This is a genomic window from Pseudomonas sp. MAG002Y, assembly GCF_019400845.1.
GTDB lineage: Bacteria > Pseudomonadota > Gammaproteobacteria > Pseudomonadales > Pseudomonadaceae > Chryseomonas > Chryseomonas luteola.
In genome coordinates this window covers 1-15,410 of the sequence record NZ_WOEJ01000006.1, presented here as the reverse complement: position 1 = coordinate 15,410, position 15,410 = coordinate 1, and the positions used below count along the sequence as shown (strand labels likewise).

The following is a 15,410-nucleotide window of genomic DNA, read 5'->3' as shown; positions in this document are numbered from 1 at the left end:
TGTATTAAACAGCTGTTTGTGAAACAGTTGTTTTAGGTTTTTCCAAAGAAACACGAATTACTTTCGACAACGTTCACAAAATTTAGGGGTAGAGAAAGCAGTTTTAAAAAATTCATAAAATTTACACGCTTACCAAGCATGAAAGAGTTGACAAAATGCTGTTGGCCAAGCGTAACGGTTTGGGACCAGCAGTGACATTTTTTGTCACAAGGGTCGTGCCTTGAAGACAAATCAGCCCAAGCTGAAGGCGGTCTACCAGAGTCAACGCGTATTGAGACTACTCAGCTAGCGGCGTGCAACAATGCCAAAAAAGGTGACTCAACATCTGATACGGTTTTTTATTAAGAATCTGAATCTGTTTTGCGCACGCCTAGAGCCCTACTGTAGCCACATGGGTAATGCCGGTAGAGAGCTGCTCTAGCAAACACATCCATTCGCTACGATGCCTGTCTCAATGCTTACCCTTCCCTGCTATCGCAAGAGGTTTCAATCATGAGCGACGTCTTCTTTATGTCACTGTTTGGCTTTCTGGCCTTCGTTCTACTGGGATGGGGGTTTTACGCTGGCGTACAGCTAAACAAAGATAGAAAGGACGTGCAGAAGAACGACCGCTAATGCATAGAAAGGCCATCAGTGTCTCGACGCAACCGATTTCAATCTTCTGTTTTAAGTCGTAAGCGCTCGTATAGACACCAATACGGTATAGGCATCAACCACCAGCGCTGCAGCGAAAAGCATGAAACGTTACGAGCGACTTGCTGACGAAATTGCGAACCTGATTCGAACCGGTGTACTTAAGGCGGGTGAAAAAGTCCCATCGGTACGTCATGCCAGTCGTACCTACACGGTCAGCCCTTCGACTGTATTTCAGGCTTATTATCTGCTGGAAGATAAAGGGCTGATCATTGCCCGCGCCCGCTCAGGCTATTACGTACGTGAGCATGCCAAGCGCCCGCTGCATGAGCCTGAAATTACTGGTCACAAGGCTGAAACCACTGAGGTGGATGTCAGCGAACTGGTCTTCTCCATCCTGAACTCTATCAAGGACCCTGCGACCACTCCATTTGGGTCTGCCTTTCCCAGTCCACAATTGTTTCCGCTTCCTCGCCTTGCCCGCAGCATGACCCACGCATTAAGACACCTTTCAACCCAGGCCGCTATTGCAGACATGACGGCAGGCAGCAATGAGTTGCGCCGTCAAATAGCCCTTCGTTATAGGGTCAACGGTACTCGTCTCCCGCTTGAGGAGTTGGTTATTACCAACGGGGCGATGGAAGCCTTGAACCTATGCCTGCAAAGTACAACGAGCCCAGGCGACCTGGTTGCAATAGAGGCACCTGCTTTCTATGCGACGCTTCAGGTATTGGAGCGTTTAAAATTGAAGGCCGTCGAGATCCCCGTTCATCCACGGGAAGGTGTTGATCTTGATGTGCTGGAGCACAGCCTCTCTCATCTTCCTATCAAAGTTTGCTGGCTCATGAGCAGCCTGCAAAATCCTTTGGGCGCCAGCATGAGTTTCGAGAAGAAACAGGCGCTGTACACACTCTTGAAGCAGCATCAGGTTCCATTGATTGAAGACGATGTCTATGCCGAATTGAATTTCTCCAACCAACCGTTACGAGCCGTGAAAAGCTTTGATGATGATGGGCTGGTCATGCATTGCGGTTCGTTTTCGAAATGTCTGGCGCCGGGTTATCGAGTGGGCTGGGTTGCTGGCGGACGCTTCACCGAGGCCATTGATCACCTCAAGCTCATGACGACCATTTCTCCTTCGGTTCCTGCTGTAGCGGCCATTGCAGACTATCTGCAACATGGTGGCTATGACCGACACCTACGAAAATTGCGCCATGCATTGGAAACCCAGCAGAGCGCCATGCTGGACTCAGCCGCACGGCACTTTCCGAGCGAAACCCGCGTAACCCGCCCAACCGGCGGTTATTTCCTATGGTTTGAATTTCCAGAACGGGTCGATACGCTTCAGTTGCTCCGTATGGCCATCGCTCAGGGTATCAGCCTTGCTCCCGGCCCTATCTTCTCGGCCAGCCAACGGTTTGGAAACTGTGCAAGGCTGAATTATGGCCATCCCTGGACGGCTGAGAGTGAGAAGGCAATGGAAACGCTAGGCCGCATGATCGATACGTTCTGAACAACCCAGCGTCCTTTATCCCACTCTTAGCCTCTGCCTGCTGCAACTGAAAGTTCAACTGCAACAGGCCAATCAGGCCAGGCGTTAGCAATGTAACTGGCCGGGCATTAATTCCATTTCAGGACGGCTTTAACGGTGATTCCCTGCTTGGAATCTTCAAATGCCTGATTGATGTCCTTGAAATCATAAAACCTGACAAGCTTGTCGAACGGAAAGCGCCCCGCCTTGTAGTACTCGATCAGCTTGGGAATAAAGAGGCGTGGCACGGCATCACCTTCAATCACACCCATCATGGTCTTTCCTTCCGCCATGATCTCGTTATGAACATCAATGGTCATCTCGGGGGTTACGCCTACAATCGCCGCCTGCCCTAATGGCCGCAGCGCCTGCAGGCATTGGCGAACAACCGGCGGAACCCCTGTAGTTTCAACCGCATGGTGCGTACCGCCCAAAGAGACAGCCTTGATTTCCCTGACCACATCAACCTGACTACCGTTGAACACATGCGTAGCGCCCAGCTCCTTGGCCAGCTGAAGTCGGCTCTCATGCACATCAACTGCAAAAATCTGAGCACACCCTGCAATCTTTGCCGCCATGATCGCGCTCAAACCCACAGCACCGCAGCCATATACAGCAAGGCTATCGCCAAACCCTGGGCGAAGGCGGTTGAGGACTGTTCCACTACCCGTCTGGATACCACAGCCCAGCGGCCCTAATAACGCTAGGTCCACTTCCTTATCGACCTTGACGACATTATGTGCGCTGGCAATCACGTAGGTGCCAAAGGATGATTGACCAAAAAAGGAAGAGAGCTCGGTATCTCCCTGGCGAAGCCGACAGGTATGGTCCTCCATGCGGCCGCCAAAATTGAGATCGTTAAAGACCCTGCACACTGTAGGATGCCCGGTCAGGCAATTTTCGCATTTACCGCAGTGCGCAAACGACAGGACCACATGATCGCCTATCTCCAGATCACTAACATTACGGCCTACCTGCTCGACAATGCCCGCGCCCTCATGACCAAGAACTACAGGATAAGGCGACAGCCCCAGATCACGCGCGACGGCGTCGGTGTGGCAAACCCCTGTCGCAACGATCCGAATCAGCACTTCGTTGGTGGCAGGACCTGATAGCGTAACCTCCTCAAGACTAAAAGGCTGTCCTTTGGAGCGCGTAACCGCGGCCATTATTTTCATTGTGGGGCTCCTGGTAAATGTATGAGCAGAGACGGCTCACTCAAAGCATAAAAGCGGCGCTGAACCTTCATTCAACATGGCATTTATGCATAAACTTAACAAGCATAACCATCAGACCTCTCACAGAGAGCCTCACTGACTTAGGCCGCTTAACCCACCAAATGCCAAAGCGACTTATGGCTGCCTAAAAACCTGTAAGAACTGGTTCGTGTTTTTGAATAACACCCACCTCACCTCTAGCTACTGCGCAAGATTCTGCCACTGGCTTTCGTTTAGCCTGCGGCCATATCTCTAACCGCCAATCCCGCGCATGGGATTAATTTACGCATCTCCAGAAAAGCGACACGCCGCCCGCCTGGACATGACTTGTATACCGAGCAGGAAGCAGAGGAACCAGGATGTTCTCCCCAGCCAACGAAACCCAGTTCATACTTGAGATTCCCGGCGTCTCTCATGATTTTCAGGTGCTGGAATTTGCAGGGCGGGAAGCATTGAATACCGCCTTCCGTTTCGATATTGAATTGATCAGCGAAAGACCCGACTTCGATCTTGAATCCTTACTCAACCAGCCTGCCTTCCTGACACTGGACCAGACGGGTACAGGCTTCAATGGCCTGATTCACAGCGCCGAACAAGGCGAGTCAGGTCAACGCATGACGCGCTATCGTGTCACGCTCGTGCCACGCGTTCATTATCTCTGCCATCGGCATAACCAGCGTATCTTCCAGCACCTTAACGTGCCGGACATCATCGCTACCGTTCTGAAAGAGCATGGCATCCTATCCAATGTCTTTCGTTTCCAATTGGGCTCGGCTTACCCAGAACGTGAATACTGTGTTCAGTACGATGAGACCGATCTTCACTTCATCAATCGGCTTTGTGAAGAGGAAGGTATTCATTATCACTTTGAGCATACCCAGGCCGAACACATCATGGTCTTTGGTGATGATCAGACCTGCTTCCCAAAACTGAGCCCTGCTCTTTTCCAGCAAGATACCGGACTGGTTGCAGATCATCAGGTCATACGAAAGTTTGCAGTCCAGGTTGAAACACGAACAACCAAGGTTAGCCGCCGGGACTACAACTTTGAAAAGCCCAAGCTCACCATGGAAGCGTCTCACACCGGCGAGGCTGTGCCAGAGCTGGAAGATTATGACTACCCTGGCGCCTTCATGGACCGCGCCCGTGGCAAGCAGCTAAGTCAGCGCACCCTGGAACGTCATCGCTCGGATTACCAGATCGCTCGCGGTAAAAGTGACCTGCCAACACTTGTTTCCGGCCACTTCATGCCCTTGACCGAGCACCCACGCAGTGAGTGGAATGACTTGTGGCTACTCACCGAGCTGACACACGAAGGCAAACAACCTCAAGTATTAGAAGAATCCATATCCTCGCATGTAGATGACAAAGATGGCTTCCAGCAGGGCTATCGCAACTTCTTTACGGCAGTGCCTTGGGACACGATCTTCAGACCAGCCCTGAAGCACCCTAAGTCAAAAATCCTGGGTAGCCAGACCGCAATTGTCACAGGCCCGGCTGGAGAAGAAATCTACTGCGATCAATACGGCCGCGTCCGCGTGGAATTCCATTGGGATCGATTGGATCAGATGAACGAGCACAGCAGTTGCTGGCTGCGTGTTACCAGCAACTGGGCCCATGAAGGCTATGGGGCCGTCACGATTCCCCGAATCGGAATGGAAGTACTGGTGACCTTTCTAGAAGGTGACCCAGACCAGCCGCTCATTACAGGCTGCCTGCATCACGCCGCAAACCTGGTGCCGTACAACCTGCCCGCCAACAAGAGCCGGACAGTCTTCAAGACCAGAAGCACGCCTGGCGGCAACGGTTTCAATGAGCTGCGAATCGAAGATAAAGCCGGTGCAGAGCAGATCTACGTACATGGTCAGCGCGACATGGACATTGAAGTGGGCAATTGTGAAACCCACTCCGTAGGGGTTGACCGAACCAAAACCATTGGTCAGGACGAAACGGTAGTTATTGGTCAGAACCGCCTGCGCATCGTCAAGGTGGATGACCAGCTGCTGGTAGGCGGCTCGAAGGTGGATAGCGTCAGTTCAACGTATCTCATTGAGGCAGGTGAAGGTATTCGCCTTGTTTGTGGCGAAAGCGTCATTGAGCTTCGTGCAGACGGTCAGGTCAACCTGTCCTGCGTTGAGTTCAATATTACTGCCAGTGGCAACGGGCAAATCAACACTACAGGCGGAAAGCTCGACATCAACATGCCAGACGGCAAATCAGCAACCGAGCCTTTTGGCGAAGGCGTCAAGAAAACCATAGATGCCAATGTTGACGCCGTGTTCAACACCTCTGGCCAGCCCTCTTAAAAGTAGAAAGGATTCAATACATGAAATATCAGATTCAGGAAGGCCGCTTCCTTTTACCCGATGGCTTCGCAGACCGGACAGTCAATATATTTGCTTTGGGAGGGGTACCAAGCTCCTTCACGTTCAGCATCTCCCGAGATGCCTTACACCCAGGCGAGACACTACCTGAATACATTGACCGGCAAATAGGAATGCTGTCGGCACGGCTACGCAAGTTCAAGCTTGTGCATAGGCAAGAAGCCGTACTGTCAGAGACCCAACCCGTGAACGGTATACAAATCGACTCACATCATCAGAGCGATGGTCGCCTTATCTATCAGCGGCAGGCAGCTTTTTTGATGAAAGACGAGCGAATTCTTGTGATTTCTGCCACCACCCAGTCCCCGTTTGATACCTACCACAATAATACCTGGAGCTCGATCCTTTCGACGTTTGAGCTGGCGTCAGAGGATCTTTCCTAACCGCATCATTGATGCATTAACGCAGGCAAGCGTTCCGTTGCTAAACAGACAAGGAATAGTTGATGTACGAAGCAGCCAGGCTGCACGACAGCATTGTCCATACCGAGGCGTTGACAGGCTTTCTGATAGGCGCAGCCATCGGAACGGCCCTTATCATTGGTGCTGCCTTTGCCGTATGCACAGGCGGACTGGGCGGTGTTCTACTTGGGCTGGCGCTAAGTACGGTGGGCGGTCTTCTTCCTGAATGGGGAGAAGAGATCAAGCAGAAAGACCAGACAGTAACAGGCAGCATCCTTAGTGGCTCTCCCAATGTATTCATCAATGGGCGTAATGCCGCGTATGCCGAACAAAGTGAAGTCATTTGCGACAAGCATAGCGATGAGCCGCTTGTAGCGGAGGGCTCTGAAAAAGTCTTGCTTAATGGCTTGGGTGCTGCACGCAAGGGGGACCGTACGACGTGTGGAGCCACTATTGAAAGTGGCTCACACAACGTGTTTATCGGGGCAGAAAGCCATGCCTATCTTGAAGTTGATGAAGAAGTTTCTACAAAGCTCAGGATAGGTGTTGGGATTGGAATGTTTTTGGCCGGGCTTGCCACTGGACGGCCCAATCTTGCGTCACTGAAAAACCTCCGAGCATTGACCCCTTGCCTGATGAAGTTTGCTGGTGTCTTTGTCGCTGGTCAGGCTCTCGGTATGGCCTTGAGTGCCGGAGCCAATTCCATCTTTCATGCGGCAAGCGGACTTTTTGGTAACCCTGTAGATGCCGTCAACGGACGTAAGGTGCTTTCCGAGGATTCGGAGACAGATTTCACCTTACCCGGCCTTTTACCTATTACATGGTCGCGCTTCTATGCGAGCGACATTGAGCAAATAGGTCTACTGGGTCGCGGTTGGGTGTTGCCTTGGGAACAAACACTGCAACTCGAAGGTGATGCTGTCCTACTGAAAGACAGTCAGGGGCGAGACGTCAGGCTCGATGCTTTGAAGCCCGGAGAGAGCACCTACTACCCTGATGAAAAAATCACCTTGGTCTGTACAGAAGGCGGCCACTACTTATTAAAAACGCTGGACGATGTTTACCTATATTTCGGTGAACTTCATAGGAATGCTAAGCCGGCCCGCTTACAGCGTATTGAAGATGCATTAGGTCATTACATCGCCCTGCTCTACCGAGATAACCTGCTGACCGATCTCTATGCCTCAGGTGAATTGCACCTGCACTTGGGCTATAACGAGGCACGTGATCGTCTGGTCCGCATTGAGCGTATCGTAAATAAGCGCTCCGTCGAAACCCTGGTTCGTTATGGCTACGATACCTTGGGCCAGTTGGTATCTGTAACCAACCGGAACGGCGATATCATTCGGCGCTTCGCCTATGATCAAGGGCGTATGAGTCTGCACGAAAGTGCGCTAGGGCTGCACTGCCACTACCGCTATGCAGAGTTTCCAGACAGCACTTATCGCGTCATCGAACACTGGACAAACGATGGTGAGCACTACCAGTTCAACTATGACCTGAAGCAACAGGTTACTTATGTATCTGATGGTCTAGGTCGTAGTGCCAAGGTTCGCTATAACGAAGCCAAACGAGTCGTGGCCTGTCAGTACTTCGGTGGCGAATCGTATGCCTTTGATATAGACGATGCAGGCAACACAACGAGCATCACCCTGCCAAACGGCAACAGCATGCAGTTTGAATACGACGAGTTCAGCCGTTTGGTTGCTGAAACCGATCCCCTCGGCCGTACAACCCGCTATGAGTACAATCGCTATACCGAACAACTCGTTCGCCTTGAGCACGCAGATGGCAGCACTCATGAATGGCAGTACGACCGTAACGGCATACTTCTAAAAGAAACCGACACGCTTGGCGAACAAACTCACTACATAAGCGATGAAGACGGCCGAATCCATACCATACGTGACCCTTTGGGCAACCAGACCCACATGTGGTGGAACGAGCTGGGGCAGGTGCTTCAGTCCCAGGACTGTTCAGGCAACCGCACCCACTATACTTATGACGAACACCAGCACCTGCGTGCCATCACCAATGCCCTAGGGCAGACCACCCGCCTGCACCGTAAACCCGATGGCGAAATCCTGCGGGTGGAGCATCCAGATGCCACGACAGATCACTACAGCTATAATGCACTAGGCCATCTACTCAGCCATGCGGATGCTGACGGCCATACAACTTACCTAAGCCGAAACATTCGGGGCTTGCCGGTAGAGCGCAAGGACGCCAAAGGCCAGCGGGTTCGTTACCACTATGATCAGGCGCTGCGTCTGGCTGCTTTGGTAAACGAAAACGGGGCGGCCTATCGCTTCGCCTATGACTCAGCTGACCGCCTAATTGAAGAAGTTCGTATAGACGGTCTGCGTCGCCGTTTCCACTACAACCTATCCGGCGCACTGGTCCGCATGGATGAGCATACCGCTGACCAGGCGGGACTAGGTCAGACACGCTCAAGCGAATTTGAGCGCGACGCTATAGGTCGTTTGCTCAGCAAAGTAACTCGGGATGCTCGCCTGGATTACACCTATGACGAAATGGATCGGGTCGTAGCCATCGAACGGCAGCCCAGCGAGCACGGTAAAGCGCTGGGCATACGGCCGGATTTTCTTAGCTTCAGCTACGACAACGCTGGCCGCCTGGTAGAAGAGCAGTCAGCCTTGGGCGCACTAAGTTACACCTACGATGCGTTAAGCAACCTTACTCAGCTCAGCCTGCCGGATGGCCGCACACTCAATCACCTTTATTATGGCAGCGGCCATCTGCACCAACTAAACCTCGACGGCTTGCTGATCAGCGACTTCGAGCGTGACGCCCTGCACAGGGAGACCTTGCGTACCCAGGGCAGCCTGACCAGCCGCTTTGGATACGACAGCTTTGGCCGTAAACGCTGGCAAGCCGCCATTGAGTTGCCGCATGAACAGCTCTCGCAACTCAACGAGCAAAAGAACAGCCTGCTCGGCCATCCTGAACATCCCGCCACGCTCATCCATCGTCGCTATGAGTACAGCAAGGCCGGCGAACTGTTGCGGCAGGCTGACAAGCACCGTGGCACTACGGATTACAAATACGATGCCATTGGCCAACTGCGCAGCCGCGAACCACACCATCCGCAGCTCGGTAATGAAGATTTTGGCTACGACCCTGCCGGTAACCTGATCGGCTCCCAGGCCTTGAGCCCGGACAACCGCCTCAAGGCCTGGAAAGACCTGCGCCTCATCTACGACGCCTGGGGTAACGTGAGCGAGCGGCACAGTTCAAATGGTTATCAGCGCTTTACCTACGACTGCGAAAACCGCCTGGTTAAAGCCGAAACCTATCGCGGCCATGACTCACTCAGCCAAGCAAGCTACGAATATGACTGCCTGGGCCGCCGTATCGCCAAGCATGTCCTAACAGAGGACAAAACCGAAACGACCTACTTCCTCTGGCAAAGTCTGCGCATGCTGCAGGAGCAAAAAGCGGATCTGCACAGCCTGTATATCTACGAGCAAGGCAGCTACGCCCCGCTCGCTCGGTTAGATACTGATCCGAGCCAGCCTGATCAAAAGCCTAAGCGCTACTACTTTCATACCGACCAGATCGGTACCCCGCTTGAGGTCACGGACGATACCGGCCGTATGGTATGGCGTGCCTACTACAAGACATGGGGTGCGTTGGAAGCGCTGGCTCCCAGAGAGGTCGAGCAGAACTTGCGGTTTCAGGGGCAGTACTACGACGCTGAAACGGGCCTGCATTACAATACGTTTCGTTATTACGATCCGGTTGTGGGACGGTTTACAACGCAGGACCCAATCGGGTTGTTAGGGGGAAGTCATTTATATCAATATGCAGTCAACAGCCAGTCTTGGGTTGATCCAGAAGGCCTTACCACTTATAACACTATGAATAGTATAAGTGGTTTTCAAAAACATCACATCATCCCCCAAGAACTTAAAGCACATGAAGCCTTAAAGGCAGCAAATTTCAATATACATAATTTAAAAAACATAATTTACTTACCAAAATACGTTGAGAATCATGCAGCTAGGACAGTCCATCGAGGATCACACCCCAAGTACACTGAAAACATTAGAGCAGACCTAGACGCATTACATAGCTATGGAAAGTCTAAGAATTGGAATTCAAGTCAGTATCGTGAAGCCTTAGAGAAGCTTATAATTGATAATAGGCAAGGCTTAAGATCTGGAAGAATATTATTAAACAAAAATTCAATAAGGATAGGAGGATGCTGATGTACCTAATTGATATAGACGAAAAATATCCCAACAATTACTGGCTCGAATATGACACAAACATTTTTCCTGACTCACTAAGCTTGAAGATAGGAAAGCCTGTAAATCCGAATGATTTTAAAGACATATATCTATCTGCAAAATCAAACGCATCAATCAAGAATTTAACTTCTTATGATTACCTGTTTAGTAATGGCCCTGACGTCATAAGCAAAAGGCTCGCCAAGCTACTTACAAATTTTTCCAAAGATTCTATACAGCTTTTAGAAACAAAAATAAGACATAAAGGCAAATTCCATGAAGGGTTTTACATAGTAAACTATTTATCTATACAAGAAGCTTTTGATATGGCCAACTGTATATACAAACCAATAATTGATTTTCTCCCAGATGGACCTAAGAAGTTTACAAAAATTACTTTAATTGATCTACAGACTGAAAAATCAATATTTAGATGCAAAGAATGTCTCTCAGAAGTAGCAATTTCTAACGATGTCGCCAGAGAGATAAAAGAATCCAATATTAAAGGAATACAACTTCTCGAAAAGAAGCTCAGGCTTTAATTTTATCTATCGAAGATAAAGTGTCTGAATCGATTAAAAAGAATTGTGCCTATTCTGCCATTGCTGGAGGATAAAGCCAGTCGTTCTTTGTCCTTTCAATGAGCGCAAGAAGCGAGCGGTGTTATAGACCCAGAGATGATCTTTTATATGATTCTGCAATTGTTTAAGCGAGGCATGGTGAAAGTCCTTGCTAGTGGCCTATTTAATCGTGCGGCTCAAGCGTTCCACCTAATCATTGGCCCAGGGGCGGAGGAGCCTAGTTAGCCGGTACTCAATGCCGTCCCGATGGCTCACTCGTGTAGATACAAAACCAAATCGCCAGATGAGCCCAAGCGCTATTACTTTCATACCGACCAGATCGGTACCCCGCTTGAGGTCACGGACGATACCGGCCATATGGTATGGCGTGCCTATTACAAAACATGGGGCGCGCTGGAAGCCCTGGTCCCGAGAGAGATTGAGCAGAACTCGCGGTTTCAAGGACAGTACTACGACGCTGAAACAGGGCTGCACTACAATACGTTTCGTTATTACGATCCGGTCGTGGGACGATTTACGACGCAGGATCCTATAGGACTATTGGGTGGTAAGAACCTATACCGCTATGCTAAGAATTCAACTTTATGGATTGACCCTTTAGGGTGGGCCCCTTGGGCTAGGGGTGAGTTTAGCAACTGGTTCAATAGCGCATCAGTACAAGACATAATTAATAATAAAAGCTCCGTGAGTGATGCCTTGCGTGGCACTGGCGGAAAACATGAAATGTTTCCAGTAGCTATAGCATGGAAAGCGAAAGAGCTAGGATTTACCGCCGAAGAGATAATGAAGCATGTCGTTCCAACAGAAGGCCTAGAGTTTAGTGGAGTAAGCGATCGTAGAGGATCACTTATTCCGGACGGGGAACATCACAAAAGTAGAGCTTCGACTTTTTTCCATAAACATTTACAAGCCGCCCTGTTAGAAGCCAATACAAAAAGAGAAGCAAAAGAAATAATTGCTAGACACCATCGTAAACATATGAAAATAGGAAGCTGTTAGCATGATAAGCGATCATATTCACCTTTGGCTAGGGAATAACTTTCAGTCTGAAGAGGAATACATGAAGTATTTTGAAAAGGACTATTCAACAGGAGGAGATTTTGATGATCCAAGCTTTAAGGTTTGTGGCTTCTGCAAAGACATTGGACATTTAACTTATGACGAGGATTACATAGCTATAATTCCACGCAAAGAGAAACCTGTGCCCATTGATGACTGGCTTAAAGAAGCCTACATAGACGATAGTGAGCACGCACGCATAAAGCTAATCTGTGAAAGAGCAGGGCTTAAAGAAGCAAACACTATGCTCATATATAGCGATGGAGACTTATCGATTTCAGAACCGCACAAGGAAAATTACAATAAACTTATATACATAGGAAAGTTTCTCGAATCTTAAAAAGATTTTAAGTTGACCTGCGAGTTAAAAGCAACTTTAGAATCTCGCCTATCATGACAGATAGGCGACATACCCTCATAATAGAAAACCCTAAAATTCGAATCAGCGGTTGGCGCTAGCCCTCCTAAATATATTTTTCTAAATAAGACATACCAGAATAATTTATATGTCTTATTTGGCGAAAATACTTGGCCAAATTTTCGGAAATTAAAAGGATAATTTATGAGCGACGCGCTAACTGTACTTAAAGATTTTATGACAGAAATGAATGAATGGGAGAACGAATATTATGATTTACTTATGAAGCATATTGAATGCGGGGAAGATACAGAGCTTATAGATGATCAATATAGAGAAAAGTTAAAAATAATACTTGAGCGATATGTCTTAAATGTGGGAAAAAATTACAGAAGATTAATTTCCTTAAATCCTGGATCGCCTACAACTTACAATTTTGAAAGAGACGTTATCAAACCAATTGAAAGCACGCCAAAACAAATAACATATTTACACCAGCAATCCGTAGGATTTAAAAATGAATTTAAAATAACGCTAAAAAAAGTGGAAAACACATGGAAAATAAGTAAGCGCCAGCTTCTGGATGAAAATGACAAATGGTATCCGGCATCTATTTAATTTTAAAAAGATAATATTACTATGCCAGAGTAGACAGGCCTGAATGCAGAGCCGTCTGACTTGATTTCATTTGGGCTACTAGACTAACTAAAGCGCTATCGTAAGCGGCAGCGGATGATAATTCACCGCAATCATACGATGCTTTCTCCTCGCTGAATGGTAGGGCTGATGTTGATGATTTTTTCTGCTATCGGACAATTTCGTCAAGAAAGGTGTGCCTTTGATGCACCATGATTTTTTGAGCCAAGCCAATTATGAATTCGGCTGCCTAGGCCGTTGCATTGGCACTACATATCTTAACAGAGGGCAAAACCGAAACGACCCGCTTCCTCTGGCAAGGCCTGCGCATGCTGCAGGAGCAAAAGGCGGATCTGCACAGCCTGTATATCTACGAGCAAGGCAGCTACGCCCCGCTCGCCCGGTTAGATACTGATCCGAGCCAGCCTGATCAAAAGCCCAAGCGCTACTATTTCCACACCGACCAGATCGGTACCCCGCTTGAGGTCACGGACGATACCGGCCGCATGGTATGGCGCGCTTATTACAAAACATGGGGCGCGCTGGAAGCCCTGGTCCCGAGGGAAATCGAGCAAAACCTGCGCTTTCAGGGACAGTACTACGACGCCGAAACGGGCCTGCACTACAACACGTTTCGTTATTACGATCCGGCCGTAGGCCGCTTTACAGCGCAAGATCCCATAGGGTTGCTTGGCGGAATTAACCTCTATAATTATGGTGACAATCCGGCCGTTTGGATTGATCCTACAGGACTCACTTGTTCCAGTGATGCTCGTAAATTAGCTTCAAACCTAGGACCTAAGCCCATCGGCGGTGGGCAGTATGATGCTCATCACATAATTATGTCTAATTCAAGAGATTGGCGAATGGTTGCCTTGCGCAAAAAATGGAAGACTTAGGCATCGATATCAATTATAGAAAGAACGGTATTTGGCTGCCAAACACTAGCAAAGCACGAGTACCTGGAACTACAACTACTGCCCACAAAGGCGAAGGGGTTCATAGCAACATTTATAAACAATATGTCTACGATAAACTTATCAATACAGCTGATAAAAAGTCTTTTCTTACCGAACTTTCGGAAATAAAGTCAAGCCTTAACAACGGAATGGTATTTAACAAATGATTATTAATGAAACAGAAGTGGCTGACGCTCTTTTAGAAATCAAAGAAATCTTAGCTTCCACTGAGATTAGACCCACTATATTTGATCCTGAGCAAGATGATCTGATTTGGTCTAAATCTTTGCCATTTTTCCCAATACCATTTTTTAATGAGTCTAGGGGAATCAAAACTACTTCTATATTAAAAAGAAAACCAAAAACTCTAAAAAACGTCTACGCGGCAAGAATTACGAAAGGGGGATTCCCTTCTAATATCTTTGACTTCGACGGACATGGCCGTATAGTTTCCGAGTACATATCCTATCAAAAGGGAGACTCAATTATTACTATCCAGTATGACGATATGGAGGAACCCATCCGTATTTTCAAAGTAAATAAAAAAAACGGAAAATATACATCATCTATAGAATTAAATGAAGACGGAGAATATACGTTCGAGAAATATATTTATCCCGAAGATATAATCTCTGAGGCACTTGTCTGCGGAACAAATCATTTAAAACCATATGCAAGAAAAAAGATTACTTACAACTCAAAAGGCGGCATAGAAAACCTGTATCATGTGTTTAATGGCGAAAAAATATATACATTTAAAGCCAGCTAAATTTACATATTAATTAAACCAATAACACAGCGTGAGAGAGAGTTAAAATAAATAATACATGCAAGATACTCATGGCAGTTGTATATTTTCACATAAATTCGAAACACACCTTTTCCTTAGTGTATGACACGATTTGGGTTAAAGATAAAATTTATAATAAACGGTAGTAAACCCAAGCCAGCTAGGAATATGACTGCCTGGGCCGCCGTGTCGCCAAGCATGTCCTAACAGAGGACAAAACCGAAACGACCCACTTCCTCTGGCAAGGCCTGCGCATGCTGCAGGAGCAAAAAGCGGATCTGCACAGCCTGTATATCTACGAACAAGGCAGCTACGCCCCGCTCGCTCGTGTAGATACAGAGCCAAACCAGGCAGATGCTAAGCCCAAGCGTTACTACTTTCATACCGACCAGATCGGTACACCGCTTGAGGTCACGGACGATACCGGTCGTATGGTATGTTATCCCTACTACAAGACCTGGTACGCTAGAAACGCTCGCACCAGAGAAATTGAGCAGGACCTGCGCTTCTAGGGGCAGCACTACGATACTAAGAGCCGCTAACAAAACCCCCTTGAATCTAAGTTTGGCTATGTCCACGATAGAGGCATGAGACATCGCAAAGAGATT

The 15,410-nt window shown here is 48.4% G+C and carries 13 protein-coding genes and 1 pseudogene; 13 read left to right on the top strand and 1 reads right to left on the bottom strand.

What is annotated here, in order from left to right; translation table 11 throughout:
* The first annotated feature begins 492 nt into the window (after window positions 1–492).
* Together GM154_RS25615 and mapR are read left to right on the top strand one after the other, a co-directional pair.
* Window positions 493–615, top strand: coding sequence for a hypothetical protein (locus tag GM154_RS25615; RefSeq protein ID WP_010799001.1), 123 nt, complete (start codon window positions 493–495; stop codon window positions 613–615).
* Between the two features lie 121 nt (window positions 616–736).
* Window positions 737–2,146, top strand: coding sequence for a GntR family transcriptional regulator MpaR (gene mapR / locus GM154_RS10045; protein ID WP_219652136.1), 1,410 nt, complete (start codon window positions 737–739; stop codon window positions 2,144–2,146).
* Window positions 2,147–2,253: 107 nt separating this feature from the next.
* On the opposite strand, the gene GM154_RS10040 is transcribed toward mapR, so the two are convergent.
* Entirely contained in the window at window positions 2,254–3,342 is a 1,089-nt protein-coding gene (locus tag GM154_RS10040; RefSeq protein WP_219652135.1) for an NAD(P)-dependent alcohol dehydrogenase, read from the bottom strand.
* Between the two features lie 398 nt (window positions 3,343–3,740).
* On the opposite strand from GM154_RS10040, the gene GM154_RS10035 reads away from it, so the two are divergent.
* The 11 genes and pseudogenes from GM154_RS10035 to GM154_RS09985 all read left to right on the top strand — a co-directional run bounded on the left by GM154_RS10035 (window position 3,741) and on the right by GM154_RS09985 (window position 15,314).
* The gene (locus GM154_RS10035; protein ID WP_219652134.1) at window positions 3,741–5,687 is read left to right on the top strand and encodes a type VI secretion system tip protein VgrG; all 1,947 of its coding nucleotides are present in this window, start codon (window positions 3,741–3,743) and stop codon (window positions 5,685–5,687) included.
* 20 nt (window positions 5,688–5,707) lie between these two features.
* The gene (locus tag GM154_RS10030; RefSeq protein WP_219652133.1) at window positions 5,708–6,148 is read left to right on the top strand and encodes a DcrB-related protein; all 441 of its coding nucleotides are present in this window, start codon (window positions 5,708–5,710) and stop codon (window positions 6,146–6,148) included.
* A gap of 62 nt (window positions 6,149–6,210) precedes the next feature.
* Window positions 6,211–10,398 (top strand): RHS repeat-associated core domain-containing protein, encoded by a 4,188-nt coding sequence (locus tag GM154_RS10025; protein ID WP_219652132.1) that lies wholly within the window; start codon window positions 6,211–6,213, stop codon window positions 10,396–10,398.
* Window positions 10,398–10,961, top strand: coding sequence for a hypothetical protein (locus tag GM154_RS10020; protein ID WP_122043814.1), 564 nt, complete (start codon window positions 10,398–10,400; stop codon window positions 10,959–10,961). Before GM154_RS10025 ends, GM154_RS10020 begins: the two co-directional genes overlap by 1 nt.
* A gap of 324 nt (window positions 10,962–11,285) precedes the next feature.
* A pseudogene (locus tag GM154_RS25945) lies at window positions 11,286–11,606 on the top strand (RHS repeat-associated core domain-containing protein); the annotation flags it as partial.
* A gap of 394 nt (window positions 11,607–12,000) precedes the next feature.
* Entirely contained in the window at window positions 12,001–12,399 is a 399-nt protein-coding gene (locus tag GM154_RS10010) for an immunity 22 family protein (RefSeq protein ID WP_219652130.1), read from the top strand.
* Between the two features lie 222 nt (window positions 12,400–12,621).
* Window positions 12,622–13,035 carry an NTF2 fold immunity protein gene (locus tag GM154_RS10005; RefSeq protein ID WP_219652129.1) on the top strand — a complete coding sequence of 138 codons (414 nt, stop codon included), beginning with the start codon at window positions 12,622–12,624 and terminating at the stop codon, window positions 13,033–13,035.
* A 281-nt stretch (window positions 13,036–13,316) separates the two neighbouring features.
* Window positions 13,317–13,952, top strand: a complete 636-nt coding sequence (locus GM154_RS25845; protein WP_374940314.1) for an RHS repeat domain-containing protein — start codon at window positions 13,317–13,319, stop codon at window positions 13,950–13,952.
* Window positions 13,940–14,179, top strand: coding sequence for an AHH domain-containing protein (locus GM154_RS25940; RefSeq protein ID WP_219652128.1), 240 nt, complete (start codon window positions 13,940–13,942; stop codon window positions 14,177–14,179). The genes GM154_RS25845 and GM154_RS25940 overlap by 13 nt, the downstream gene beginning before the upstream one ends.
* Window positions 14,176–14,781 carry a hypothetical protein gene (locus GM154_RS09990; RefSeq protein ID WP_219652127.1) on the top strand — a complete coding sequence of 202 codons (606 nt, stop codon included), beginning with the start codon at window positions 14,176–14,178 and terminating at the stop codon, window positions 14,779–14,781. The genes GM154_RS25940 and GM154_RS09990 overlap by 4 nt, the downstream gene beginning before the upstream one ends.
* Before the next feature lie 275 nt (window positions 14,782–15,056).
* Entirely contained in the window at window positions 15,057–15,314 is a 258-nt protein-coding gene (locus tag GM154_RS09985) for an RHS domain-containing protein (protein WP_219652126.1), read from the top strand.
* Window positions 15,315–15,410 lie beyond the last annotated feature (96 nt).

Coding starts and splice junctions, on each gene's coding strand:
- GM154_RS25615 (WP_010799001.1), top strand. CDS start 493: ATGAGCGACGTCTTCTTTATGTCACTGTTTGGCTTTCTGGCCTTCGTT.
- GM154_RS10010 (WP_219652130.1), top strand. CDS start 12,001: ATGATAAGCGATCATATTCACCTTTGGCTAGGGAATAACTTTCAGTCT.
- GM154_RS10005 (WP_219652129.1), top strand. CDS start 12,622: ATGAGCGACGCGCTAACTGTACTTAAAGATTTTATGACAGAAATGAAT.
- GM154_RS10035 (WP_219652134.1), top strand. CDS start 3,741: ATGTTCTCCCCAGCCAACGAAACCCAGTTCATACTTGAGATTCCCGGC.
- mapR (WP_219652136.1), top strand. CDS start 737: ATGAAACGTTACGAGCGACTTGCTGACGAAATTGCGAACCTGATTCGA.
- GM154_RS10040 (WP_219652135.1), bottom strand. CDS start 3,342: ATGAAAATAATGGCCGCGGTTACGCGCTCCAAAGGACAGCCTTTTAGT.
- GM154_RS25940 (WP_219652128.1), top strand. CDS start 13,940: ATGGAAGACTTAGGCATCGATATCAATTATAGAAAGAACGGTATTTGG.
- GM154_RS10020 (WP_122043814.1), top strand. CDS start 10,398: ATGTACCTAATTGATATAGACGAAAAATATCCCAACAATTACTGGCTC.
- GM154_RS09985 (WP_219652126.1), top strand. CDS start 15,057: ATGCTGCAGGAGCAAAAAGCGGATCTGCACAGCCTGTATATCTACGAA.
- GM154_RS10030 (WP_219652133.1), top strand. CDS start 5,708: ATGAAATATCAGATTCAGGAAGGCCGCTTCCTTTTACCCGATGGCTTC.
- GM154_RS09990 (WP_219652127.1), top strand. CDS start 14,176: ATGATTATTAATGAAACAGAAGTGGCTGACGCTCTTTTAGAAATCAAA.
- GM154_RS10025 (WP_219652132.1), top strand. CDS start 6,211: ATGTACGAAGCAGCCAGGCTGCACGACAGCATTGTCCATACCGAGGCG.